Origin of the sequence: Nonomuraea sp. NPDC049486, assembly GCF_040676925.1 — a bacterium.
GTDB classification, from domain to species: Bacteria; Actinomycetota; Actinomycetes; order Streptosporangiales; family Streptosporangiaceae; genus Nonomuraea; species Nonomuraea ferruginea.
Genome location: NZ_JBFAPV010000004.1, coordinates 127,622 through 149,235, shown reverse-complemented (window position 1 = coordinate 149,235; position 21,614 = coordinate 127,622). Strand labels below are relative to the sequence as shown.

The window sequence follows — 21,614 nt, the reverse complement described above, 5'->3', positions numbered from 1 at the left end:
ATCGTCCCGCACCCCGCGATCCCGGGGAAGCCACCGCTTTCCTCATTAGGCTGGACCCTGTGCTGGAGACATCGATCCGCACGCTGGGAGCCTCCGCCGAGGTGATGGCCCTGAAGGGCGACCTCGACGGAGCCGCCGACGCGATGGACCGCGCCCTGCGGATCGCCCAGGACGCGACCGGCCCGCAGGAGCGGATCCTGATCGCGGTAGCCGCGGGCATGGCCACGGTCTGCCCGCTCCAACAGGCACTGCGCGCGGCGAACGCCATCAAGCGGGTGGAAGACCGCATCGGCGCGCTCGGATCGGTGGCCGCCGCCCTGTCCCGGGCCGGCCGGACCACCGAGGCGCTCGCCCCCATCACCGAAAACGAGCTCTCCCCCACGGGCCTGAGAGCCGTGGCCGAGGCGTTGGTCATGACCGGCGACATCGACCGCGCGGTGACAGTGGCCGGGCGGGATCCCGATCCCAGTTGGGGGTGGGACGCCTTCGCGCGCGCCCTCGTCCGGGCCGGCCGGCTCGATCAGGCCTACGCCACCGCGCTCTTCCTCGTCACCGACCGGCCGCGACGCGATATCGCACTGCTGGTGGTCGCCGAGGCGCTCGCCGCATCCCGGCGCGGCGACCAGGCCGTAGAGGTCGCCGAGCACATCGCCGACCCATCGTGCCGCACCCAGGCACTGCGCGCCGCCGCCCTGGCGATCGACGATCCAGACCGTACGGCGGAGCTGCTGCGCCGAGCCGAGACGGCGGCCAGAGCCATCCCCAACCCCGGCACCCGTCAGACCGAGCTGCGCGCCCTCGCCCTCGCCTGCGCCGAACGCGGAGATCTCACCCACGCCCTCACCACCCCCGACTGGGCCGGCCGCGTCACCCTGGCCCGCCAACTCCTCCATTCAGGAAGAAAATCCCAGGCAACCGCACTACTCGACCACGCCCAGCCCCGGGACGCCGACGACGCGGCGACGCTCCACAACGCCCAGGACCCGGACAGCGACATGCACGCGGGCGACGCGGCGACGCTCCGCAACGCCCAAACCCCGGACGTCAGCCTCGCGGCGGTGCTCGGCGACGTCCGTGCCCTGGACGGCGGCCTGCAGGTCGACGTTGCGGTCACGATGGCGCAGGCCGGTCGGATCGACCGTGCGGTGGCGCTCGCCCGCGCGATCACCGACCGTTTCCGGCGTGAGCAGGCCCTCGCGCGAATAGCCCGCTCGGCGATCGAGGCCGGCCGGCCCGAACGCGCCGGCGAGATCCTGGACGAGGCCGCCGCCGCTGCCCTGGCCGTAGACGGCGCCGACGACATCCGCCACATCCGCGGTCTGGCGGAGCTGGCCGACGCCCTGGCCCACGCGGGCCGCCGGGAACAGGCGGGCGAGCTGCTGCGCCGCGCCGAGCTCCTGGTCCACACCCTCTACGAGGAGCAGGAGCGGTTCGAGGCCTGGCGGCTGCTGGCGGCCACCCTGGGAAGGGCGGGCCTGCTCGACCGCGCCGACGCGATCGCCGCCGCCCGGTGGCCGTCGCCGTGGCCCGACCTCGTACGGGCACTGTGCGACATCGGCGCTTACGACCACGCGTACGAGAGAGCCCCGTCGATCCCCGACCCGGGCCAACGATCCTGGGCGCTGCGACACGTGGCCGCCGGGCACGCGCAGACCCTACGGCTCGACCAGGCCGAATCCATCGCGCTGGCCATAGAGGAGGCAGCGCCCCGGGCGGAGGCGCTCCTGTCGGTGGCCAAGGCCCGAACGCGGTCAGGCCAGCTCAACCACGCCGTCGCACTACTGCGGGACGCCGAGACCGCCGCCCGATCCGTGACCTCCTCCCGCGACCACGACCGCCTGCTCCGCGAACTGGTCGACGCCCTGCTCGCGACCGGCCGGCTCGACCAGGCGGCCGAGTTACTCGCCCAGGCCGAAGCCGCCGCGCACACTCCCGCGGCACTGGCCGCCGTCCTGATCGCGTCCGGGCAGCTCGACCGCGCCTTCCGGGCGGCGTTGGACGTCAGAGACACGCTGGAACAGTGCGGCGCGCTGTCCTCGGTGGCAGAAGCGCTGGCCGCCACAGGCGCCCCGCCAGGCCGCGTCTCGCAGGTACTCCTCCACGCCGACGCGACAGCCGCCCAGGCCACCGATCCAGCCCTCCGCGTCCGGCTCCGGGCTCGCCTGGCGCGGGCCTGGGCCGCGACCGGCGACACCCACCGGGCCGAACGCACGATCGACGAACTGCTCACCGAAAGCGCTGCCCTTCCCCCACAAGCGACGGCTGACCTGGCCCAAGCCCTGTCCACACTCGGCCAGTACGACCGCGCCCTCGCCCTCACCACCGACCCGCAGACCGCAGCCACCGTCATCATCACCATGGCCCGGACCGGCGAGTTCACCCGCGCGACCGACCTGGCCCACACCTTGCCCACCCCCCAACCGAGAGAGTGGGCACTGGCCGAGATATCCCGCGCCATGACCGTCCCCGGACCCCCGACCGGAAGAACGAGCCCCTCCTGACCACACGCACGTCCTATGTTCCGGGCCGGAGAACGGCCTCCACGTCCGCGAGGGCTTCCAGGGTCCCGGCGAGCCTGTCGCGATCGGCTTCGGAAAGGGCCAGCGCACGGGCCCGCCCGAGGGCGTCGCCGGCAGCCGCGGGATCCTCGGCGCGGAGCGCGAGCTCGGCGCGATAGGCCAGCGCTTCGAGCAGCTCGGCCGCCGTAGCGGTGTCCTTGTCCCGCTCCAGGGCCGCGTCCAGGATCTGCGCCGCCCGTACGTGCTTGCCGTGCGAGTCGCCCATCACCACGGCCTTGTGCAGCGTCGCGGTGAGCTTTCCGCCGGCCTCCTCCTCAGGCTCCGGCTGGGCCGCCGAGAACCTGATCCAGTTCCCGCCGGGGTCGATGACCGCGAATCCGGTGTGGTTCCCGTCGTTCTTGCGCTTGCGTGGACGGGTCATCCGAGGGATCCCGGAGACCAGGAGCTTGCCGTGAGTCCGGCGCATGCCCGCGGCGAACGCCTCGAAGAGCTTCCCGGTGTCGGACACGATGACGGAGCAGCTTCCGTAGGAGTCCTCCGGGTTGAAGCCCGGGATGCCGAAGAAGCCCAGCCGCAGGTCTTCGCGCTGGAGTGCCACGAACGGGTTCGGCCGCACCTGGTAGTAGGTCCGGGTGAAGCCCAGCATGGTGTAGAAGTCGGCGATCTCGTCGATGGACGGGCAGGGCAGCAGCGGCACGGTGATCTCGTTGGCCATGGTCTCTCCATCTCCAGCTAACCAAATTTGCCTAGCTGCTCAGAGCCTACCCCGGCCGCCGGATCCGACCATGCCGATTTCAGCCGTTGATGCTGACGGTGACCAGGAACGCCAGGTAGACCAGCCCGGCAGCCATGCCCGTCCCCTTCGCGGCCGTCGACCCCACAGGCGCCAGGAACGCCGCGATCCCCAGCAGCAGCCACACCAGCGCATGACCCCACCGCAGGATCAGATAGGCCACCCCGTCGACCTCGCGCTGCGGCCACACGAACACCCACACCACGGCCAGGATTAACGCGATCGCGCCCCACACCTGTACGGGGACGCCGATGATCCTCATGGCCGGATCCTACGGGCCCCCGCCCCCGGCGCGCTGATCCAGGTCAGGGCTTGACGCCGGACGGCGGAGTGTCAGCGACTGGAATCGCCATCCATGAGTCCCCACGACGTGGAAGTCGACGATCTCGAAGCACTCGCGCGCGTACTCCTGAAGCCGCTCGTCATCCCGGAAGGAGAAGAACCGAGGAGGATAATGATCATCCTGCTCGAAAGTGCTCTCCCCCGTCAGCCCGCCCCCACCGTACACACCGAGAAAGAACAGCCCACCGGGCCGCATCACCGTGTGGATCGCGCCCAGCACCGCCGGCAGATCACCGTCGGGCACATGCAGGAGGCAGTTCAGCGCGTACACCGCGTCGAACGAACCGGGCTCGAAGTCGAGACTGAGAAAGTCCATGGCATGGGCTTCGACGCCCTTCTCCCGGCAGAGGGCCACCATGGCAGGCGACAGATCGACGGCCACGACGTCCAGCCCGTTCTCCTGGAAGTACGCGCTGTCCTGACCCGTCCCAGCACCGACCTCCAGCAGTCGCCGGCAACCGTGCCCCTTCAGCCGGCCCAGGAACGCCTCACGCTCCGCGAGCTTCCACGCGGACTTCGTGGCGGCATCCCGCCGCTCGGCACCGCCGTCGTACGCCTCCCGGAGGAGACCGATCACCTCGTCGTAGCGCACGCTCATCGCGTCATGATGCCGTACGGGAGAGCTCCGACAACAGGCATCCCACCGCGACCCGGCGTTGAAAGAGGTCCCCTTCGAGCAGACGATCACAACGATCCGATCTCCGCGTACGGCCCGATCGGAGCGCCAGTGAGCCGATCTGGTGGCCCGCCCGCGCATCGGCGATGCTGTGACGCGTGGAGTACGTGTCCAGAGTCCCGCGACCGCCGCTGGACGGGCTGATCGACGACCTCTACTACCTGGAGGGCGAGCCGCCGTACCCCCGGCTGACGCTGCCGCCGGCGCCGTCGGCGTTGCTCATCGTCAACCTCGGGGCGCCGTTCCGCATCCGCGCCGGCACCGGCACCGAGACGGCCGAGTACGCCGACGGCTGCGTGGTCACCATGCCCACCCGCGCGTGGGAGTTCGGCTACCCACTCCGGACCCGGTCCGTCGGCGTGCACGTCAAGCCGTGGGGGCTGGCGCCGTTCCTGCCGATGCCCGCGGCCGAGTTGTGTGATCGGCCGGTGACGGTGGAGCAGGTGTGGGGCCGGCCCGCCGTCGCTGAGCTGCGAGACCGGCTGGCCACGGCGGACGGACCGCACGAGATGCTGACGCTGCTCGAGGAGGAGCTGATGCGACGGCTGTGCGAGACCACCGGCCTGGGGCTGGTCCGCCATACAAGCAGCGTCATCGCGGCGGCCAGCGGGGCGGTGGCGATCGGCGGCCTGAGCGTGGCGGCCGGTGTCAGCAGCACTCATCTGGCACAGCGGTTCAAGGAGCTCATCGGCGTCACGCCGAAGCGGCTGGCCCGCGCCTACCGCTTCACCGCCACCGTGTTCGCGATCAACCCCGCCGGACCGATCGACTGGGGCGACCTCGCCGGTGGCGCGGGCTACTTCGACCAGGCCCACTTCGGCCACGAGTTCCGGGCGTTCACCGGGCTCACGCCGACCCGGTACGTCGAGGTCCGGCGGCGGTTCCTGCGCGAACATCCCGGCCACGCGCTTGACGGCTGGCCGCTGCCGGCCGATTGATTTCTTACAAGAGCGGCAGCTCACGACACGCTAATTTGGGGCACCCCGAAGCAGAGGAGAGCCCCGTGGGCAAGGTGGTCATGTACGGCTCGGTGTCGGTGGACGGTTTCGTCGCGGACGAGAATGACCAGCCCGGACCGCTGTTCGACTGGCTGACCAGCGGTGACGTCCCGCTGGACGAGAGCGGCGAGCTGAAGGTGTCGCGGACGTCCTACGACTACACCCGGCCGTACTGGGACCAGATCGGAGTCACGATCGCCGGCCGCCACGTCTTCGACCTGACGGACGGCTGGGACGGGAAGCCTCCGAGCGGGGTCGACCACGTGGTCGTCGTGACGCACCGGCCGGAGCCCGAGGGCTGGGACCCCGAGGCGCCGTTCCACTTCGTCGACGGCGTCGAGGCAGCCGTGGCCAAGGCGCGGGAGCTCGCGGGTGACCGCGTGGTCGAGGTCGCCGCCGGCGATGTCGGTGGCCAGATGCTCGCCGCGGGCCTGATCGACGAGGTGCGCATGGACGTCGTACCCGTCGTGTTCGGGTCCGGCAAGCGCTACTTCGGGTCGGACGACGCACAGCATCTGCTGGAGGACCCGGACGTGGTGATCCAGGGCAACCGGGTGCTCCACCTGCGGTATCGGGTACGCCGATGACCGAGCGCCGAAGGCGTCCCAGGCGATCCGTCACTCCGCTTTGGTGGCCCGTGCCGAAGCATCCCGCCGCGAACTCCGCCGACCCGCAGTCGATCACCTGCTCCCCGGCCCTGGCCGCCTTGGCCGGCTCGCCGCACTTCGCGATGACGTCGTCCGTGTCCATCAGACGCGGCCCGTACGCTCATTAATCGTCAATCGACGATGAACGATGAATGAGCGGACAACAAGAGACAGCGCCCCCGGCCGCGGTCCGCAGTAGTGTGGAGATCAGGTTTTCGGTCTCTTGTGTCGTGTGCGAAGTCGGAGGTGATCACGGTGCACCCGGTCTAGCGACGGCCCCAGTCAGGGGCGTCACGGAGCCGAAAGGTGACCGTATGAGCAGGACCGACAAGACCCGGCCCTGGTGGGTGCGGATGGCCGACGCGCCGCTGACCACCTGTGTGCCCGTGCATGACCACCGTTTCGGCCCGTGCACGCTGCCGGACGAGATCACCGCCGACAGCGCGAACTGGCGCCGAGGCGGCTGTTACTGGGGCGCCCCCGGCTTCCACGTGCTCGTTCACGAAACCAGAGGTGGGCACCGGGAGTGGCACCACTTCCGTCGCGAGGAGCGCCGCCGCAGCCGCCACCAGGCGCGCCGTAAGCTGCGCGCCTACCACGTCGATCGCGACGAGGACTGAGACACGGCGTCGTTGTCCCAGGCGCTGACCTACGCGGGCAGACCCGCCGCCTCCCGGATGGCGGTGACGGCCGCCGTCGGGTTGTAGTTCTCGGGCACGCCGTCGACCATGATGATGTCGCCCTCGATGTGCCGCGAGCGCAGCGGCGCGATCTCCCGGTACGCGGGCGAATCCCACCACGCCCGCGCCTCGGCGATCCCCGGGAACCCGATCATCACGACATGTCCGGGCCAGCTGCCTTCCTTCACCTCGTGCTGGGTGACGTGGACGAGGTAGCGACCGCCGTACGGCTCGAAGGTCCCGGGGAGCCGCTCGATGTACTCGGCGATCTCCGGGTGCGGAGCCGCCTCCTGCAGGTGGGCGATGACGTAGGCCGGCACGGTGTCCTCCCGATGAAGTCGTGTTCGGTGCGCTGCCGATCCTGACAGCTCCTCGTAAGCGGCGCGATTACCTGCCAGGTAGGTGAACTGGCATCGCAGGCCGCGTCCCGCGCTCCACGGACTGCGGAACCGCTGCCGACCTCGATGAGGAAAGGTCAGCGGCGGTCATCGCGACGCACTGCTCAGTCGGCCGGTCCGCCGGCGAGCTGCCGCCGCACCGTGTCGGCGTCCATCAGGTACCACATGGACTTGAACCGGCCGTCCTCTACCCGGTAGAAGGCGGTCTCGGCGAACGACAACGACGCCCCGGTGGGGGCCAGACCGTTCCACTCCTTGACCGGCGTTCCCGTGTCGACCAGGCGGGCGGCCACCCGGTCACCGTCGACGACGAGCTCCTGAATCTCCCAACGGAAGTCCGGCACCGCTTCAACGTGCTTGTAGAACTCGGCCACCATGTCGTCCCTCTTGACCGGGGTGCCACCCAGGATCACCTCGTCGTGAGCGAAATCGGCCATGCGGTGGAACTCGCGCTTGTTCGCCAGATCGACGTACCGCAGGTAGAAGTCCCGCAGTTCCTCGGTCGACATACCCGGACGCGTCGCATCGGAGCTCATGATCTTTTCCCATTCTGTCGATGCCGACCGGTTGACCCGGGATGGCTGTTCGACCGGAGCGGATGTTTTGTACCGCTCGGTTAAGAAGCAACCATAGCACGTTTTGTACCGATCGGTTCGCGGCCGGGTCGTCATCTCTACCGATCGGTACGATGGGCTCATGAGCACCGAGACGCCGACCATTGGACGACCGCGGGCGTTCGACGAGGAGGCGGTCCTCGACCGGGCCGCCGAGGTCTTCTGGCGACACGGCTACGAGGGTGCGTCCATGACCACCCTCACCAGCGCGATGGGCATCAACCGACCGAGCCTGTACGCCACGTTCGGCAGCAAGGAGCAACTGTTCGAGCGCGCCTTCGCGCGCTACCGCGAGACCCAGCTGGCCCAGGTCCGCGCCGCACTCGACCAACCCACCGCCTACGCCGCCATCGAAGCGTTCCTGCGCTCCAGCGCCGACGGCCTCACCGCCGACGACCACCCCCTGGGCTGCCTCTCCATCCAGGGAGGCCTGGCCTGCTCGCCCGAGAACGCCCGCATCTCCGAGGTCCTGGCCGCCGGCCGGGCCGCCAACGAAGCCGCCGTCGCAGAACGGCTGTCTCGCGCGGCGAGAGAAGGAGACCTCCCGCCCGGCGTGGACCACCGGGCACTGGCACGATTCGTGATGGCGCTCAGCGAGGGATTCGCCGTCCACGCCGCCTCCGGCACCAGCCGTGAAGACCTCCAGGCCTCCGTCGACATCGCCCTGCGAGCCCTCCTCCCATCCCAGCCCTGACGGACACCGCCACACGGTCGGCTCGCCGAGCCGACCCGCCCTGACCCGACATGGGCCCCGGCGGCTGACAATCAACGGAGTACCCGGCCACCGCCGCCGGTCTCAACCCGGTCCACCATCGTGGCCTGGCCTGATCCCTTGGCCAGGATGATGAAGCACCGGACGGCTCTCCCGGTTGGCGACTGATGGAGACCACAGCGGCGGGCGAACTCACCGGCCGCCCAATCCAATGGCTCCACGAGAGCCTGCTCGCCATGGATCCCTCGGGTCGCGAAGGTCAGGACCTCTTCGAGTAGGAATCACTCCCTGTTCCGTACGGCGCTGCTGAGGCCCACACAAAAGGCCCTCCCAGATTATCCGGGAGGGCCTTTGCCTGGGAGCCGCCTTCGGGATTCGAACCCGAGACCCCTTCATTACGAGCTCCTGGCGTGGGAGTCATTGGGGATCGGTGCAGAGGTCAGGTGGCCTGCACAGAGCCAAGGGGGGTCACCAGAGGGCGGCAGGGCTGCTGCACATGGTTGCTGCACGGTTCTCAGGTTCGACTCTCATGGCTCTCGGTCGATTCTTCGAGCTGAAGTTCGCGCTTGCGTTGCTCATCTTTGAGAATCTCGACGCTATGCGCAAAACGCCCAAGAGCGGTTTCCTCGTCGTCGCCTTCGTACTCTCCGATACGGAGCTCGACTGCCTTATAGTGCTTCTTGATAGCATCCGCAGTTTGCTGTTGACCAAAACTGCGCTCCCGAAATTTAAAAAACCCCGTCGCGCCTGCCGATATACTAACCACTGCACTAATGGCTGCCGCCAACCATCTGAACCAAGCTTCTATATCCGGATTGGTGGCAGCGGCACCCGTAAGGCTAGTTGCGGCGACAGATCCGATGATGATTGCCCATTGGAATATGTTGGCCGTCCGCCGGTTTTGATTGGCACGTTCCTCCAGATCTTGGATATCGTCCAATGCAGACACTCTATAGATGCGGAGAGCAACAAGAGGATTAGCCTCTTGAGCCGCCGCTAAATGAAGTCGTTGCGCTTGGAGTTCGTGAAGTTTATAGCGTATCTCGTCAATCTCGGGCCTAGCTTTGAGGAGGAAAAAAACTGCCGCAGCAGTGGATACTAGTGCCGCGATTGTGCCTATGACGCTGAAGGCGCCACGATAGCTTGTCCAGATTCCTACGAGCATTGCCCATCCCAGGAACCCCGCTGCACCTAAGCTCGCTAGCAGCCATAGAACGCGGAGGCGTTGGACTGTTTTGAGCCCTCGTAGGACAGTTTGCCCTTGGTCTATGGTGGTGGCATTTTCTCGCTGCTGCGCTTCGAGCTCGCTGGTCACTGGCTGCCTCTCACAGAGCTCACGGCGGGAACGAAGGTAATCAAGTTTATCGATCATAGGTTCACCGGTCCACGGTTTGACCCATGTCGGTCATCGACGGCCCTTCAGGAGCGCGGGTAGTAGCCCTGCAAAGGCCTTGCGGTGCGGCACATCGCTATCCAATCGGACCTGCGTTGTCATCTCCTCGTTGGGCAGGCGGAGCCGCACCAGGCCGGACGCGCCAGGGCAAGCCGTCGTTCGTGTGCACACGTGTCCTCGTGCGCTGGTTGTCCTGCCGCAGCCGGCGGCCTGGCGTTGCGTGGCCGGCCTATGGGCCGGGTACTAATTTGGCGTGTTCCTGACCTGTCGCGAGAGCAGCGATCAGGGCTGTGAGCAGGACGGTTACTGTCGTTGCCCGACAGTGCTTGTCGTCGTCCGCAACCGGGATGTGCCCTCGTTGTGCCTTCGCCTAAGCAAATGTCGGAGGCAGGTCGTAGTCTCCCTGGCATGACGATCACAGGCACCAGCGGAGGCAGGCGACAGGGCAACCCTGCATGGGTGTGGGACGAGATCGTTCTTGCATGCGATCTCCTCCGGTCGCACGGGTGGCGCGGGCTCCGACCAGACCACCCAGACGTCATCGAGCTGTCGCGGCTCTTGCAGCTACTCCCTCTGCACCCGGAAGAGAAGCGTGACGAGACGTTTCGAAACGCGGCCGGCGTGGCTCGCAAGACCTGGGACATAGCCACACAACATCCCGCCTACAGGGGCAAACAGACCAAGGGCAACAAGCTGGACAGTAAGGTCCTGGACGCCTTCCTAGGACGTCCAGCGGTCATGCACGCTGCTGCTGAAGCGCTTCGGGCAGGCCTGGATAGCGGCGCATTGACAAGATTGCCACAGGTAGATGAAGAAGATGACGAAGGCGTCAGCGCGCCCGAGGGACGGCTGCTGCTGCGGCGGCATGTAGCTCGCGAGCGTGACAGCAAGCTACGTGCCGCCAAGATCAAGTCCGTGCTTGCCCGAACTGGCACTCTCGCCTGCGAAGTATGCTCATTCGACTTCGAACGCGCGTATGGCGCTCGTGGAGCTGGCTACATCGAATGTCACCACGTGATCCCGCTACACGTCTCGGGGCCGACGACAACAAGCCTCGATGACCTGGCGTTGATTTGCTCTAACTGCCATCGCATGATCCATCGGGCCGCACCATGGCCAACACCGCCCGAACTGCGCGACCTTATCGCGACAGCGCGGCTCGTTCACGCAGGAAGTGGTACTTCGGCGTGACCTCACGGCTTGGAGGTCATTGCGGTGGTCTAGCTGCCAATACAGCTCACGCATATGCACCTCCAGCCTTTGAGGCTGCTGTGCTTCGGCGTTGCATCGCAGCTTCGCCTCGACGCTGCCGCTTCTCCTCGTGATGCTTGCGCATCTCTCGCCGGATGATTTGGAGGCTTCAGCGCCCCATGTCCGTTATTGCACAGACGTTGCCACCTGTACATATCAACGCAAAGGCGTACATTCTGTCATAGTTGCCAGCCGGAGTTCATGATCAGCAAGTCAAGCGGTTCGGCCAGGCTGCGGAGCGTGCCACACAACCGCGGCGGGAAGGAGTACTATGTCCATCGTGTCTGGTCTTACAGCGATGAATCGTGCACTGAATCTGGTCCCGAAGAGGGCAGAGGCACGACAAGTCGACCGCCTTCGTGACACGTTCGTGGACTCTGGCATTTCAGTTGCCCTTGAAGCGATCGACCATCAAGTTTTGTACGGACGACGCGGTACCGGAAAAACTCATGCTTTTCGGTATCTTGAGACTCTCGTACGAGCCAAAGGCGCCATACCTATCTACATCGATCTGCGAACGATAGGTTCGCCTGATGGACTTTTTGCGGGCGACGAGATAAAACCGATTGAGCGCGCATCACGCTTACTGGTGGATCTCTTGGGGCAAGTTCATGATGGCCTTCTTGAGGCAGTACTAATCGACGACGAGCTGATAGTCGATCCGGCCTTCGTAGCTAAACTAGATGCCCTGCTGACATCCATCACTAATCTCCAAGTATCTGGCGAGGTGGAAGTCTCACACGAAGGGGAAGTGAAAGAAAGCGACAAGGGCACACTTGGAGTGCAAGGAACGCTAGCCGCAGCGCCCAAGTTTTCGGCGAAAATTGGCTCTGAAAGCGCAACGGAAGTGCGCGGGCTACAAAAGGAGACTCGACGGGGCGTTGAGAGTATACGGCTGAACTTCTCAGACGTCGGCCGGGCCCTACGCGAACTAGCCGCAAGCATGTCACAGCGACGCGTCTGGCTTCTACTGGATGAGTGGAGCAGCGTCCCTCCAGATATCCAGCCCTACCTTGGCGAGTTCCTTGTTCGATGCGTTCTTCCGCTACCAATGTTTACTGTCAAAATAGCAGCCATCGAGCAGCAGAGCCGGTTTCGCACGATACTCCCAAACGGCGCCACTATTGGCATCGAGTTGGGTGCGGATGTCGCGGCAAATATCGACCTAGACGAGTTTATGGTTTTCGAGCAGAACGAGGAACGCGCAAGGAGCTTTTTCCGAGGGCTGCTGTTCAAGCACCTGACTTTTGGTGTCGAAGATGCAGAAAAAGTGCCGGGCCTTGTAGTCGAAGCTGACGTGGTAAGGGTTGGCTTTACTGACAAACGCGCCTTCGACGAGCTGGTTCGGGCCGCGGAGGGTGTACCGCGAGATGCAATCAATATTGGTGCCAAGGCCGCATTAAGGGCAGGGAGCAAGCCAATCTCGGTGCCAGATGTCAGGTTCGCTGCCAGATCATGGTATCAGGCAGACAAGGAAGCTGCGGTAAGAAGTCACGAAAACGCACAGCGGCTTCTGAATTGGATTATCGATAAGGTGATAAAGCAGAAGCGTACTCGCGGTTTTTTGGTCAACCAGAAGTCCACTAACGCTTCACTCCTGATGGCCCTTTTCGATGCGCGAGTACTGCATATTGTTCGCCGTGGATACTCTGCACAAGATGAGCCAGGTGAGCGGTACGACGTTTATGTCATTGATTACGGTGCGTATGTCGATCTCATCCAAACGAAGTATGAACCACAAGGGATGCTACCGTTCGACGATTTCACCAACGGCGAGGAAGACCCAGAGCTCGGATTTATAGATGTTCCAACACAGGACTTGCGAGCCATTCGGCGCGCTATCCTAGATTTGGAATACTTCGAGAGCGGTTTCGACCTAGGCTGGCAAAAACCGTAGCTGGTCATCTCCTCGTCGGGCAGGCGTAGCCATACCGGGCCGGACGCGCCAGGGCAAGCCGCCGTTCGCGTGTACATGCTTCCCGGTGAGCTTCCTCGTGCGCTGGTTGTCCTGCCCGCAGGCGGCGGCTTGCTCTGGTGTGGCTGGTCTGGTGTCCCTTGTGGTGACCGGCGAGGGGATGACCCCGCTGGCACCTTCCACAGCAACCATCGGTCTTGGGCCATCTCCGAGGAGGGCCGGGGTTTGGGGCGGAGCCCCATATTCCTTAAGCCCTGAGGAAGGTGCCTCGTGCAGCTGGTCTGCCATGGACTCTGATCGTGGCGCTGCGGGAGTGGGCAACGTCTGAGGAGGAGCGGGCGCCAGGCACGGCCTGGTCCATCATGCTCGGATGTGCCGCTTGCCGGCACGCGCGCCGCCGCGGCGGGACCGGCCGGAGAGCCGCAGCCCGCCGCGAGCGAGCGCGCAGGTGCCAGGGCTTCGTGTTGGTGTCCACGCGGTGGCGCGGTGTTGGCAACGAAACTACAGAGCGGTGGACTTGGCAGGCCCGGCGTTGATCCTCGAAGAGGCGCCGGTTCCGCGAGCTGATGGAGCCGTGGTGATCGTTGCGCGTGGTGTCGACTCGCTCGGCGTCCCATGATCGTCGCTCTTGGTGGAGCATTGTCGAAGCCTGCCCGTCTCGCTCATGGTCTCGGCTGACTGGCCAGTCCCCATTGCCCGCTCTCCCAGGCCGTCATGATCGCGCCGTACCCCGCCGCTGCGCGGCGGGCTTGAAAGCGTAGGGAAACTTGTAACAGGCTGACCATGGGTCCCACAGATCACATGAGTCTGACCCCATCGTGGTGCCGGATGGCCGGTGTCCCTTCAGCGAGGGCATCGAGGATGCGGATCGCGAATGCTTCGGTGACCATGGCGGGGATGTCGTCCTTAGATGCCCAGTGGAAGGCCGTGACTTCCTCGTTGATGGTGAGCTGTCCACCGATGACCTTGCAACGGAACACAAGCGCAACAATGCCGCGGGCCATGTTCTTGTAGACGCCTGTCAGGGCAAGGGGCTCTACGATCAGGCCGGTTTCTTCCAGGACTTCGCGACGTACGCCCTCGGTGATCGTCTCGCCGATTTCGAGCACACCGCCGGGAGCTTGCCACTCGGCGTTGTCAGCTCGACGTGTGAGCAGGGCTCGGCCGGCGTCGTCGACAACGACGCCGGCGACGCTCACGGAGTGGCGCCGGTTGTGCTCCGCCATCGGTTACCTCCCATGGATAGGCTATCGGTAGTGGATGTACAGACGAGTGAAGGAGTTTGGCATGGTTAATGAGGGGATTTTGGTCAACCAGATCGATCCGACCAGCGATCGCGCTGTGTTCCGTCAGATCGCCGACCAGCTACGGCAGGCGATAGAGGGTGGCCGGCTTCGTGGGGGTGAGAAGTTGCCGTCCGAGGCTGAGCTGATGGAGCACTATGGCGTTGCTCGGATGACGGTGCGCCAGGCCATCCAGGAATTGAGGAACGAAGGGTTGGCGGTCGCTGAGCATGGTCGTGGCGTCTTCGTCCGCAGACGGCCCCCGGTGAAGCGGCTCGCCTCGGACCGGTTTGCACGACGGCACCGTAAGGACGGGAAGGCGGCTTTCCTGGCTGAGTCTGAGGCCGTGGGGGCCAAATCGGATGTTGACAGGATCTTGGTGAGTGAGGTCGTGCCTTCCCCGGAGATCAGGGAACGGCTGCGAACTGGGCCGGATGAGGTCGTGGTCTCTCGGAGTCGGCGCTACCTCCGAGATGGCCACCCGGTAGAGCTGGCAACCTCGTACATCCCGGTGGGAATCGCGCACGGAACTAAGATCATGGAGTCCAACACGGGTCCGGGCGGCATCTATGCGCGGATCGAAGATCAAGGGCATACCTTCGAACGGTACGTTGAGGATGTCTCCACGCGGCTTCCCACGCGGGAGGAGGCCAAGCTCCTGAGCCTCACGTCGGGGACTCCCGTGTTCCGGCTGATCCGTACGGCCTATGACCTCGACGGGATGGCGGTCGAGGTGTGCGACACGATCATGGCGGGTGACGCGTTCCTGCTGTCGTACGAACTTCCTGCGCACTAGTCGTTGACACCTCAGCCACACTCCTCTATACATGTATCAGAACTCCTCTAGTCGAGTAGGTGAGTAGAGGTTACGTCTCAAAGAGAGGGAGGGCGCGTTCATGCGCAACATTCCGGTGGACATCTCGTCCCTGTCGTTCACGGTCGCGGGTGAGCCCGAGCCGAAGATCGTGGATCGGGAGACGGGTGAGGTGAAGAAGGACGCGGAGGGGCGTGACCTGTACACGCTGCCGCTGCTGCCGATGCCCAACGACGACCGGCGTAACCCGGTGATCACGGTGACGTTCCCGTCGGTGGACTTCCCGCAGATCGCGATGGGCACGCAGGTCCGGCCGGTCGGGCTGGCCTGCTTCTTCTGGCAGATGAACGGCCGGGCGGGGATGGGCTTTCGCTGCGAGGCGATCCGGCCTGCGGGCGAGAAGGCGGCCTGATGGGCGCCCCGAAGTGTGTCGAGTGCGAAGGCCGGCGCAACCTGGCTGAGCAGTTCGACGCCCGTTACAACCGGGTGGTGTGGCTGTGTGCCTACTGCCATTACCAGGGCGTGACGGGTGGCCGGTGATGGGTATCGCGGGCCGCGTCTACCTGGAGCGTGGGGAGCCGGTGACGGTTCTGATCGCCTGGGCGGGGCCTGGCCCGCGCAACGTGCTCATCCGCCGGAGCTCTGGGGAGAAGGTGGTGCGACCGTTTCGCGGTCTGCGCCGCGCTCGCCCAGGGTCGGCGACAGAGGTCCTGTTCTAACTTCCTGGTCCCGGAGCGGCTATCGGCTTGGCGGTCTCAAGCCGCTCCGGGGTCTCCAAACCCTCGAAAGATGAGAGGAGACGGCTCTAGTATGGCCGACTTTCTGACCTGGGCGGGCTCGCTCGTCACGGCTGTGGCGCTGGCGCTGTGGGCGTGGCGGCGGTGGGCTCCGGTCTCGTTCTGGTACGTGATCGGGTTCCCGATCCGGGCCGTGGCGATCTACGGCACGTGGCGGGCGGTCGCGTCCGGGTGCGGGCTGTCGAAGCGGCGTCGCCGCTGGCGGTGGACGCTGCCGGGCTGGGGGGCCGAGTGATGGCCGGCCGCAAGCTCACCGACAACGAACTGACAGTGCTGCTGGACTCCCTGACGGAGAACCAGAAGCGGCACATGCTGTCGTACCTGTGCGGTTACAACGAAGAAGCCTTCCATCGGGCGATCAAGAACATGCCCGGAGGCCGGTCATGAGTCACATGATGATGACCAAGCAGCGCCGCCAGCTGCGGCGGGTGCAGGTCGAGCGGGCTCCCCGGCTGGGACTGATTAGGCCGATGCCGTTCGGGTTCAAGGTGTCGGTACGGCTGCATGACGGGCAAACCCCGGACGACTATGAGGCGGTGCTGGACAAGCTGGCGCACGCCTGGCGGGTGCACAGCGTGCGCGTGCTCGGCTGGCGGCCGGGCGTGGTCACGCTCGCGGCCACTTTGGCTGATCCGCTGGAGGTGGTGGCGCTGCCGGTGGCCGCGCTGGGGCTGCTGCGGGTGCAAGTCGGGGTGCTGGACACCGGGGCGCCATTCGTGGTCGATTTCCGGCAGGTGCCGCACTGGCTGAACGTGGGCGCCACCCAGTCGGGTAAGTCGAACCTGGTCAACGCCCTGATTGCGGGGTTGTCGCCGCAGCCGGTGGCGCTGGTCGGCTTCGATCTCAAGGGCGGGGTGGAGTTCTCCTCCTTCGACGCGCGCATGTCGGCGCTGGTCACCGAACGCGCCGAGTGCGCGGATCTGCTGGCCGAGCTGATCGGCATCATCAAGGACCGGATGCGGCTGTGCCGCGAGTTCCGGGTGAAGAACATCTGGCATCCGCGGCTGCCTGAGGGGGCGCGGCCGGTCCCGATCGTGGTGTTCGTCGACGAGGTGGCCGAGCTGTTCCTGATGGCCGACAAGAAGAAGGAACAGGCGGAGGTGTCGGCGGTGGCTACCCGGCTGCTGCGGGTGGCCCAGCTCGGGCGGGCGTTCGGCATCTACCTGATGGTGTGCGGTCAGCGGGTCGGCTCTGACCTCGGCCAGGGCGTGACGGCGCTGCGGGCGCAGCTGACCGGCCGGGTCTGTCACATGGTCAACGACGATGAGACGGCCAAGATGTGCCTGGGCGACATGGATGGGCGCGCGCTGGCGTCGGCTCGGCTGATCTCGCCGGAGCGGCCGGGCACGGCGATCGTGATGGGTTCGGACCGTGGCTGGCATCGGATGCGTTCGGCTTTGGTGCTGGAAGAGCAGGCCGAGCAGTGCGCGCGCGAGCATGCCGAGCTGGCGCCGTCGTGGGCGTGGCTGACCGCTGGCGCGTCGCCGGCGGCCGAGCTGGACGAGCGCGAGTTGGCCGAGCTGGAGGAGTTCGCCGAACCGGACCTGGAGGACCTGCCGGTCTGAGCCGGGCCAACCGGCTGCAACGCATTCCGTAAGGGCTTGGCGTGAGCCCTGATCACGCCGCTTCCCTACCTGATCCATGCCTGATTGGAGGGATCGACGATGAGCACACGCAAGCCTGCAAGTGCCGGGCGGGAGGCGCTCGGTCGCGGTGATGGCGTCTGGCCGGATGGTGAGCGTCCGTCCGGCTGGCCGGGCACCGACCCGGGCAGAAACGTCCGGGATCTGTACGACGAGATCGAGAACGGCAAGCGCGGCGTGAAGGCCGATCGATGAGTGGCTGCGAGCCTTCGGCGGACAAGGAAGCCCGCATTGAGGATGCCTTGGGGAAGCTGGTCGAGGCGCGGCGGGAGAACGCCCGTCTGCGGGAGGAGCTGACCCGCGCGTCCGCGGCTGGGGGCGGCAACGTGGTCCCGCTGGTCAGGAGGCGGCGGTGAACCGGCTGCGTACGCTGCTGGCCGATTCCGGTCCGGTCGCGGTCCTGGCGGTGATCGCCGCTGTGGGTTCGTTCGATCACATCAGCGCGCTGGCGGCCAAGTATGGCCAGCACGGCTGGCGGGCCTGGGCGGTGGCGGTCTGTATCGACCTGATGTGTGTGATGGCCGCGCGGGAGATCCAGCGGGACAAGCGCACCGGCCGCCGTCCGCGCGGCTGGGTGTCGTGGCCGCATCTGGTGCTGTCGGGCGGGATCGTGCTCACGTTGGCCGCGAACCTGGCTGAGGCTCCGTCGTCGGCGTGGGGCTGGGTCCTGGCGGCGACTCCGGCGGGGGCGTTCCTGATCGCCATGTCCATGCTGGAGCGCCGTGCCGGCCACTCCGCCGCCGACGATGCCAGCGATGATCGGGTGGCGGTGCCGACCGGTCTGGTCTGGGAAGACTCCAGCCTCGACCAGCCCAGCGACCAACTGCCCACTGCCGATGCCCGGCCGCGAGTGCATGCCGACGCTGCTCGTCTCGATGACATCGGCGACGCCGACGCGCTCCCGGGCGGCGCGCTGGATGCCGCGGCTCCGGCCGAATTGACCGCCGCTCCCGCGAGTAACGAGCCCGCGGCCGGGCTCAGCTCGCCGAGTACGCAGCCGCCGGCGGCGCTGCTCGCCTACGCCCGTCGCGTGGCCGATGAGCACGAGGCCCGTCATCACCGGCCGATCACCGCCGACCTGCTGCGCTCGCGGATGAAGGTCGGCCCTGAGCTGGCCGCGTCGTTGCTGGCTCACCTGCAAGACCCGAACCGGTGAGTGGCGTTGCGTCCGGCCGCCCACCCTCTTCCCCGGGAGGGCGGCTCACGGAAGGCCACAACCACCAGAAGAAAGGAACGGATCACATGGCATGCCCGGAGTGCACGTCCAACGACTCCACCTACTACGCCCGCGACGGCGTTGAGGTCTGCGACAACTGCGGCTTCATCCTCTCGGAAGACCTGTGATGCCCCGTGGCTGATCACAAGGTCCGGTTCGCGGTCTACCCGACCAACCACGCCGCCCGGTACTCGATGTCCTTCATCTGCGTCTGCGGCGAGCCCGCGATGGGCTACAGCGACGACGAGAAGGGCCTGTTCTACGGCACCTGCCCCAACGGACACACCGGCACCGTGGTCGCGAGCTAGCTCACCTGATCGACCTGATTCAACCCCGCCACCTGCTTCTCCGAGAAAGGAGCGTGTTTCTGATGATGACCACCGACTGCACCGTGCGGGCGGAGTTCATCGCCGGTCTGCGTCGCCTGGCGCAGTTCCTTGCCGACAACCCCAAGATCCCCGTCCCCACCTACGGCCAGACCGTCTCGGTTCACGCCTGCGGCAGCGATGACGAGCAGCGCGCGACGGTCGACGCGGTGGCCGGCCTGCTCGGCGTGCCGGTCAGTGACGGCAGCCACTACATCGCCGAACGCGACTTCGGCCCGATCGCCTACCGGGCGGTCGCGGTCTTCGAGGACCGCCGCCAGGCGTGGGATGCGCTGATGAGCTACGACGGCATGGTCACGGCCGGGGGCGAGCACTGATGCGCGGCGGTCGGCGCTGGCTCGGCTACGCCCTGGTCGCGTTCGCCGTCTTCTACCTGTTCACTCGCCCGGCCGAGGCCGCCGCCGCGGTGCAGGGCGTCTTCAACGGCGTCATGCAGAGCGCTGATCGGCTGTCGGTGTTCTTCGGCGCGCTGGCGGGCTGAAGCATCTCCCCACTCGGCACCTCGCCGAACACCTGACTTTCAAGCAGAACGCGCAACGAAAGGAGAACAGCGTCATGGCGCGAGGAGGGCAATGCCGCACCTGCCGCGGCTCCGGCCGGATCGGCGAAATGAAGTCCGTCCGCCGGAAGGGCGAACTGCTCATCACCGAGGTCCGCCGCGACTGCGGCACTTGTCGTGGCCAGGGCCACATCTAGCCCGGCGGCACCACGAACGGAAACAGGAAGGAGGCCAGATATGGCCGGAAAGCATCGCAGAACGCGCGGCTCGGAGGAGTCCAAGCAGCCCAAGCCCTGCAAGTGGTGCAAGGGCGCGGGGGGTTTCCACTCCGGCGGCGTGCACGTCGTGTGTGGGCGCTGCATGGGCAGGCGCACCCGCTGATCAAGGAAGGAGCAAGTTATGGCCTGGGGCAAGAAGAGGCCGGGACCGATGGCCTGCCCGCACTGCAGGGGCGTCGGCCGGCGTCACGTCCGGGAGTGGACGATGGGCAAGGGCTACGTGGACAAAGGCCGCCTGTGTCGCACCTGCAACGGCGTCGGTCGGCTGCCCGAAGGGCCGCTGGCGTGAACAGCCGCGAGAGCCCTCCTGCCGCCGCCGCGCCGGCGTCGGTTAAGGCCGGCCACCAGATCGGCCGCCGTGCTCTGGTGCGGGTCCGGCTGGTGCTGGCTCGGCTGGAGGAGCGGATCTGCCGGGAGGAGGAGGATCGCGCCGCTCGGCGGGGCTGGCAGATCACCCGGACCGGGTTCGCCAAGCGCTGCTATCGCGACCCTCGTTTCGGCCTCGCGTCGGAATCCGTCGGCACTGAGGAGGCCACCCGATGATCAGGCCGTCCAACCGGCGTATGCCGCCGCTCGGCTCCTACGCCTGCGCCACGTGCAACGGCACCGGCATCGACGCCGACAGCCGCACCTGCCGCGACTGCAACGGCACCGGCATCGACAACCACACCCGCGACTGAACACCGGCCGCCCGGCTTCGAAAGGAGGAGATCGGGATGGGCAGAAAGAACCGCCCGGCGCCCCGCTGCTCGATGTGCAACGGCTACCTGTACGTCCGCACCGGCACCTGCCCCAAGTGCGACCGGTAACCACCCTGTTGACGCGCCACCACGAGGCGGGCCATGCCTGCCAGCCGTCCGCCTCGCGGGGCGCCTCCCCTTCCATCACTGATCCGAAAGGAGAACACCAGTATGAGCCACACCTGCTGTGACGCCTGCGACGGCTACGGCTTCATCCTGGTCGCGGGCTGTGCCGACGGCCGCTCGAAGATTGTCGAGCAGTCGTGCGCGGCCTGCGGCGGCACCGGCCGCTGCCCCTGGCGGTAGGCCAGCGATGGACTACGACGCCCGCGTGGCCGAACTGCGCGCCACCGGCCACACCACATGCCAGGCGCGACAGCAAGCCTTCGACGAGGCCATGCACGCCGCGCACGAGCGTGAAGAGCGCTGGCACGACCAGCGCGGCTGCTGCTGACCTGCCAGAAAGGCCGGAGGTCTCGATGGACACCACACGCATGAACAGCAAGAACGTGCGCTGCCGGGGCTGCGGTATCCAGGCCCGGTTCAGCCGGTACACCGTCTTGTTCGCCAGCGTCAACGGCGCCCAGGTCGGCTGCCCGGAGTGCAGCTACTCGTTCTGGGTCAACGCCTGACCCGTCTCGCACACCTTCGGGGGGTGCGCGCCCACGGAACGGCTCAGCTTGCCGGCACCGCCGTCCCGTAGGGCGCGCCTCTTCCTTCACCTGATGCAGCAAAGGAGATTCCAGTATGCCCAGCAACAACCTGGTGCGCTGCCCCCGTTGCGGGGGCACCCGCGTGCGCCGCGGCTCGGTGTACACCTGGCAGTGCTTCACCTGCAACGGCACCGGCCAAGTGCCCGCCGACTCCCCGGCGTTCGACCAATGAGCGCCAGCATCGGCCGCTATCAGTGCTGCGGCGTGTGTTCGGGCTCCTGCTATGTCGGCCGCGACGCCAACAACCGCCCGGCCGCCTGCCGGGCCTGCTCCGCGACCGGCCGCGTCTACCTCGGGCGGGGCTGAG

The 21,614-nt window shown here is 66.6% G+C and carries 33 protein-coding genes; 26 read left to right on the top strand and 7 right to left on the bottom strand.

Translation table 11 applies throughout. The features are described 5' to 3' along the window. Window positions 1-59 precede the first annotated feature (59 nt). On the top strand, window positions 60-2,501 hold the full coding sequence (locus AB0K05_RS13130) for a hypothetical protein (RefSeq protein ID WP_364229075.1): 2,442 nt from the start codon (window positions 60-62) through the stop codon (window positions 2,499-2,501). 13 nt (window positions 2,502-2,514) lie between these two features. On the opposite strand, the gene AB0K05_RS13125 is transcribed toward AB0K05_RS13130, so the two are convergent. The 3 genes from AB0K05_RS13125 to AB0K05_RS13115 all read right to left on the bottom strand — a co-directional run bounded on the left by AB0K05_RS13125 (window position 2,515) and on the right by AB0K05_RS13115 (window position 4,252). Beyond that, window positions 2,515-3,234 carry a VOC family protein gene (locus AB0K05_RS13125; RefSeq protein ID WP_364229073.1) on the bottom strand — a complete coding sequence of 240 codons (720 nt, stop codon included), beginning with the start codon at window positions 3,232-3,234 and terminating at the stop codon, window positions 2,515-2,517. A gap of 79 nt (window positions 3,235-3,313) precedes the next feature. After that, window positions 3,314-3,574, bottom strand: a complete 261-nt coding sequence (locus AB0K05_RS13120; RefSeq protein ID WP_364229071.1) for a hypothetical protein — start codon at window positions 3,572-3,574, stop codon at window positions 3,314-3,316. A gap of 9 nt (window positions 3,575-3,583) precedes the next feature. Beyond that, a complete protein-coding gene (locus tag AB0K05_RS13115) occupies window positions 3,584-4,252 on the bottom strand; it encodes a class I SAM-dependent methyltransferase (RefSeq protein ID WP_364229069.1) in 669 nt (222 codons plus the stop codon). Between the two features lie 176 nt (window positions 4,253-4,428). Here AB0K05_RS13115 and AB0K05_RS13110 point away from each other — a divergent pair, with 176 nt between their 5' ends. The 3 genes from AB0K05_RS13110 to AB0K05_RS13100 all read left to right on the top strand — a co-directional run bounded on the left by AB0K05_RS13110 (window position 4,429) and on the right by AB0K05_RS13100 (window position 6,595). Continuing rightward, the gene (locus AB0K05_RS13110; protein ID WP_364229067.1) at window positions 4,429-5,268 is read left to right on the top strand and encodes a helix-turn-helix domain-containing protein; all 840 of its coding nucleotides are present in this window, start codon (window positions 4,429-4,431) and stop codon (window positions 5,266-5,268) included. Between the two features lie 65 nt (window positions 5,269-5,333). Further along, window positions 5,334-5,915, top strand: coding sequence for a dihydrofolate reductase family protein (locus tag AB0K05_RS13105; RefSeq protein ID WP_364229065.1), 582 nt, complete (start codon window positions 5,334-5,336; stop codon window positions 5,913-5,915). Window positions 5,916-6,289: 374 nt separating this feature from the next. After that, window positions 6,290-6,595 carry a hypothetical protein gene (locus AB0K05_RS13100; protein WP_271275273.1) on the top strand — a complete coding sequence of 102 codons (306 nt, stop codon included), beginning with the start codon at window positions 6,290-6,292 and terminating at the stop codon, window positions 6,593-6,595. Between the two features lie 29 nt (window positions 6,596-6,624). On the opposite strand, the gene AB0K05_RS13095 is transcribed toward AB0K05_RS13100, so the two are convergent. Both AB0K05_RS13095 and AB0K05_RS13090 read right to left on the bottom strand, forming a co-directional pair. Continuing rightward, window positions 6,625-6,975, bottom strand: a complete 351-nt coding sequence (locus tag AB0K05_RS13095; protein ID WP_219545028.1) for a DUF1330 domain-containing protein — start codon at window positions 6,973-6,975, stop codon at window positions 6,625-6,627. Between the two features lie 182 nt (window positions 6,976-7,157). Further along, window positions 7,158-7,562: an ester cyclase gene (locus AB0K05_RS13090; protein ID WP_364229062.1), complete on the bottom strand. Its 405-nt coding sequence runs from the start codon at window positions 7,560-7,562 to the stop codon at window positions 7,158-7,160. A gap of 187 nt (window positions 7,563-7,749) precedes the next feature. Here AB0K05_RS13090 and AB0K05_RS13085 point away from each other — a divergent pair, with 187 nt between their 5' ends. Further along, window positions 7,750-8,361, top strand: a complete 612-nt coding sequence (locus AB0K05_RS13085) for a TetR/AcrR family transcriptional regulator (protein WP_271275271.1) — start codon at window positions 7,750-7,752, stop codon at window positions 8,359-8,361. Between the two features lie 532 nt (window positions 8,362-8,893). Here AB0K05_RS13085 and AB0K05_RS13080 read toward each other — a convergent pair. Further along, on the bottom strand, window positions 8,894-9,751 hold the full coding sequence (locus AB0K05_RS13080; protein WP_364229060.1) for a DUF4231 domain-containing protein: 858 nt from the start codon (window positions 9,749-9,751) through the stop codon (window positions 8,894-8,896). Between the two features lie 429 nt (window positions 9,752-10,180). Between AB0K05_RS13080 and AB0K05_RS13075 the strand changes: the two genes are divergently transcribed. Next, complete coding sequence (locus AB0K05_RS13075; protein ID WP_364229058.1) at window positions 10,181-10,963, top strand: HNH endonuclease; 783 nt, start codon at window positions 10,181-10,183, stop codon at window positions 10,961-10,963. Between the two features lie 331 nt (window positions 10,964-11,294). Next, on the top strand, window positions 11,295-12,920 hold the full coding sequence (locus AB0K05_RS13070; RefSeq protein ID WP_364229056.1) for a hypothetical protein: 1,626 nt from the start codon (window positions 11,295-11,297) through the stop codon (window positions 12,918-12,920). An 815-nt stretch (window positions 12,921-13,735) separates the two neighbouring features. Here AB0K05_RS13070 and AB0K05_RS13065 read toward each other — a convergent pair. Continuing rightward, a complete protein-coding gene (locus tag AB0K05_RS13065) occupies window positions 13,736-14,164 on the bottom strand; it encodes an NUDIX domain-containing protein (protein WP_364229054.1) in 429 nt (142 codons plus the stop codon). A gap of 61 nt (window positions 14,165-14,225) precedes the next feature. Between AB0K05_RS13065 and AB0K05_RS13060 the strand changes: the two genes are divergently transcribed. From AB0K05_RS13060 to AB0K05_RS12970, 19 genes are all read left to right on the top strand, one after another. Beyond that, a complete protein-coding gene (locus tag AB0K05_RS13060; protein ID WP_364229052.1) occupies window positions 14,226-15,017 on the top strand; it encodes a GntR family transcriptional regulator in 792 nt (263 codons plus the stop codon). A 100-nt stretch (window positions 15,018-15,117) separates the two neighbouring features. Continuing rightward, window positions 15,118-15,447 (top strand): hypothetical protein, encoded by a 330-nt coding sequence (locus AB0K05_RS13055; RefSeq protein WP_364229050.1) that lies wholly within the window; start codon window positions 15,118-15,120, stop codon window positions 15,445-15,447. 398 nt (window positions 15,448-15,845) lie between these two features. Next, entirely contained in the window at window positions 15,846-16,067 is a 222-nt protein-coding gene (locus AB0K05_RS13050) for a hypothetical protein (protein ID WP_364229048.1), read from the top strand. After that, complete coding sequence (locus AB0K05_RS13045; protein WP_364229046.1) at window positions 16,067-16,219, top strand: hypothetical protein; 153 nt, start codon at window positions 16,067-16,069, stop codon at window positions 16,217-16,219. Before AB0K05_RS13050 ends, AB0K05_RS13045 begins: the two co-directional genes overlap by 1 nt. After that, the gene (locus tag AB0K05_RS13040) at window positions 16,216-17,397 is read left to right on the top strand and encodes an FtsK/SpoIIIE domain-containing protein (protein WP_364229044.1); all 1,182 of its coding nucleotides are present in this window, start codon (window positions 16,216-16,218) and stop codon (window positions 17,395-17,397) included. Before AB0K05_RS13045 ends, AB0K05_RS13040 begins: the two co-directional genes overlap by 4 nt. 99 nt (window positions 17,398-17,496) lie before the next feature. Next, on the top strand, window positions 17,497-17,670 hold the full coding sequence (locus AB0K05_RS13035) for a hypothetical protein (RefSeq protein WP_364229042.1): 174 nt from the start codon (window positions 17,497-17,499) through the stop codon (window positions 17,668-17,670). 157 nt (window positions 17,671-17,827) lie between these two features. After that, window positions 17,828-18,631, top strand: a complete 804-nt coding sequence (locus AB0K05_RS13030) for a DUF2637 domain-containing protein (protein ID WP_364229040.1) — start codon at window positions 17,828-17,830, stop codon at window positions 18,629-18,631. A 194-nt stretch (window positions 18,632-18,825) separates the two neighbouring features. Continuing rightward, on the top strand, window positions 18,826-18,999 hold the full coding sequence (locus AB0K05_RS13025) for a hypothetical protein (RefSeq protein WP_364229038.1): 174 nt from the start codon (window positions 18,826-18,828) through the stop codon (window positions 18,997-18,999). Window positions 19,000-19,061: 62 nt separating this feature from the next. Continuing rightward, window positions 19,062-19,394, top strand: a complete 333-nt coding sequence (locus AB0K05_RS13020; protein WP_364229036.1) for a hypothetical protein — start codon at window positions 19,062-19,064, stop codon at window positions 19,392-19,394. Continuing rightward, on the top strand, window positions 19,394-19,558 hold the full coding sequence (locus tag AB0K05_RS13015; protein ID WP_364229034.1) for a hypothetical protein: 165 nt from the start codon (window positions 19,394-19,396) through the stop codon (window positions 19,556-19,558). The genes AB0K05_RS13020 and AB0K05_RS13015 overlap by 1 nt, the downstream gene beginning before the upstream one ends. Before the next feature lie 255 nt (window positions 19,559-19,813). Further along, window positions 19,814-19,957 carry a hypothetical protein gene (locus tag AB0K05_RS13010; RefSeq protein ID WP_364229032.1) on the top strand — a complete coding sequence of 48 codons (144 nt, stop codon included), beginning with the start codon at window positions 19,814-19,816 and terminating at the stop codon, window positions 19,955-19,957. A gap of 18 nt (window positions 19,958-19,975) precedes the next feature. Beyond that, the gene (locus AB0K05_RS13005; RefSeq protein ID WP_364229030.1) at window positions 19,976-20,143 is read left to right on the top strand and encodes a hypothetical protein; all 168 of its coding nucleotides are present in this window, start codon (window positions 19,976-19,978) and stop codon (window positions 20,141-20,143) included. Next, window positions 20,140-20,397: a hypothetical protein gene (locus AB0K05_RS13000; RefSeq protein ID WP_364229028.1), complete on the top strand. Its 258-nt coding sequence runs from the start codon at window positions 20,140-20,142 to the stop codon at window positions 20,395-20,397. Before AB0K05_RS13005 ends, AB0K05_RS13000 begins: the two co-directional genes overlap by 4 nt. Then, a complete protein-coding gene (locus tag AB0K05_RS12995; RefSeq protein ID WP_364229026.1) occupies window positions 20,394-20,534 on the top strand; it encodes a hypothetical protein in 141 nt (46 codons plus the stop codon). The genes AB0K05_RS13000 and AB0K05_RS12995 overlap by 4 nt, the downstream gene beginning before the upstream one ends. A 231-nt stretch (window positions 20,535-20,765) precedes the next feature. Next, the gene (locus AB0K05_RS12990) at window positions 20,766-20,900 is read left to right on the top strand and encodes a hypothetical protein (protein ID WP_364229024.1); all 135 of its coding nucleotides are present in this window, start codon (window positions 20,766-20,768) and stop codon (window positions 20,898-20,900) included. A 7-nt stretch (window positions 20,901-20,907) separates the two neighbouring features. Further along, window positions 20,908-21,048 (top strand): hypothetical protein, encoded by a 141-nt coding sequence (locus tag AB0K05_RS12985; RefSeq protein WP_364229022.1) that lies wholly within the window; start codon window positions 20,908-20,910, stop codon window positions 21,046-21,048. A 25-nt stretch (window positions 21,049-21,073) separates the two neighbouring features. After that, window positions 21,074-21,226, top strand: a complete 153-nt coding sequence (locus AB0K05_RS12980) for a hypothetical protein (protein ID WP_364229020.1) — start codon at window positions 21,074-21,076, stop codon at window positions 21,224-21,226. Between the two features lie 115 nt (window positions 21,227-21,341). Next, window positions 21,342-21,479, top strand: a complete 138-nt coding sequence (locus tag AB0K05_RS12975; RefSeq protein ID WP_364229018.1) for a hypothetical protein — start codon at window positions 21,342-21,344, stop codon at window positions 21,477-21,479. Then, complete coding sequence (locus tag AB0K05_RS12970) at window positions 21,476-21,613, top strand: hypothetical protein (protein ID WP_364229016.1); 138 nt, start codon at window positions 21,476-21,478, stop codon at window positions 21,611-21,613. The genes AB0K05_RS12975 and AB0K05_RS12970 overlap by 4 nt, the downstream gene beginning before the upstream one ends. Window position 21,614: the final 1 nt, after the last annotated feature.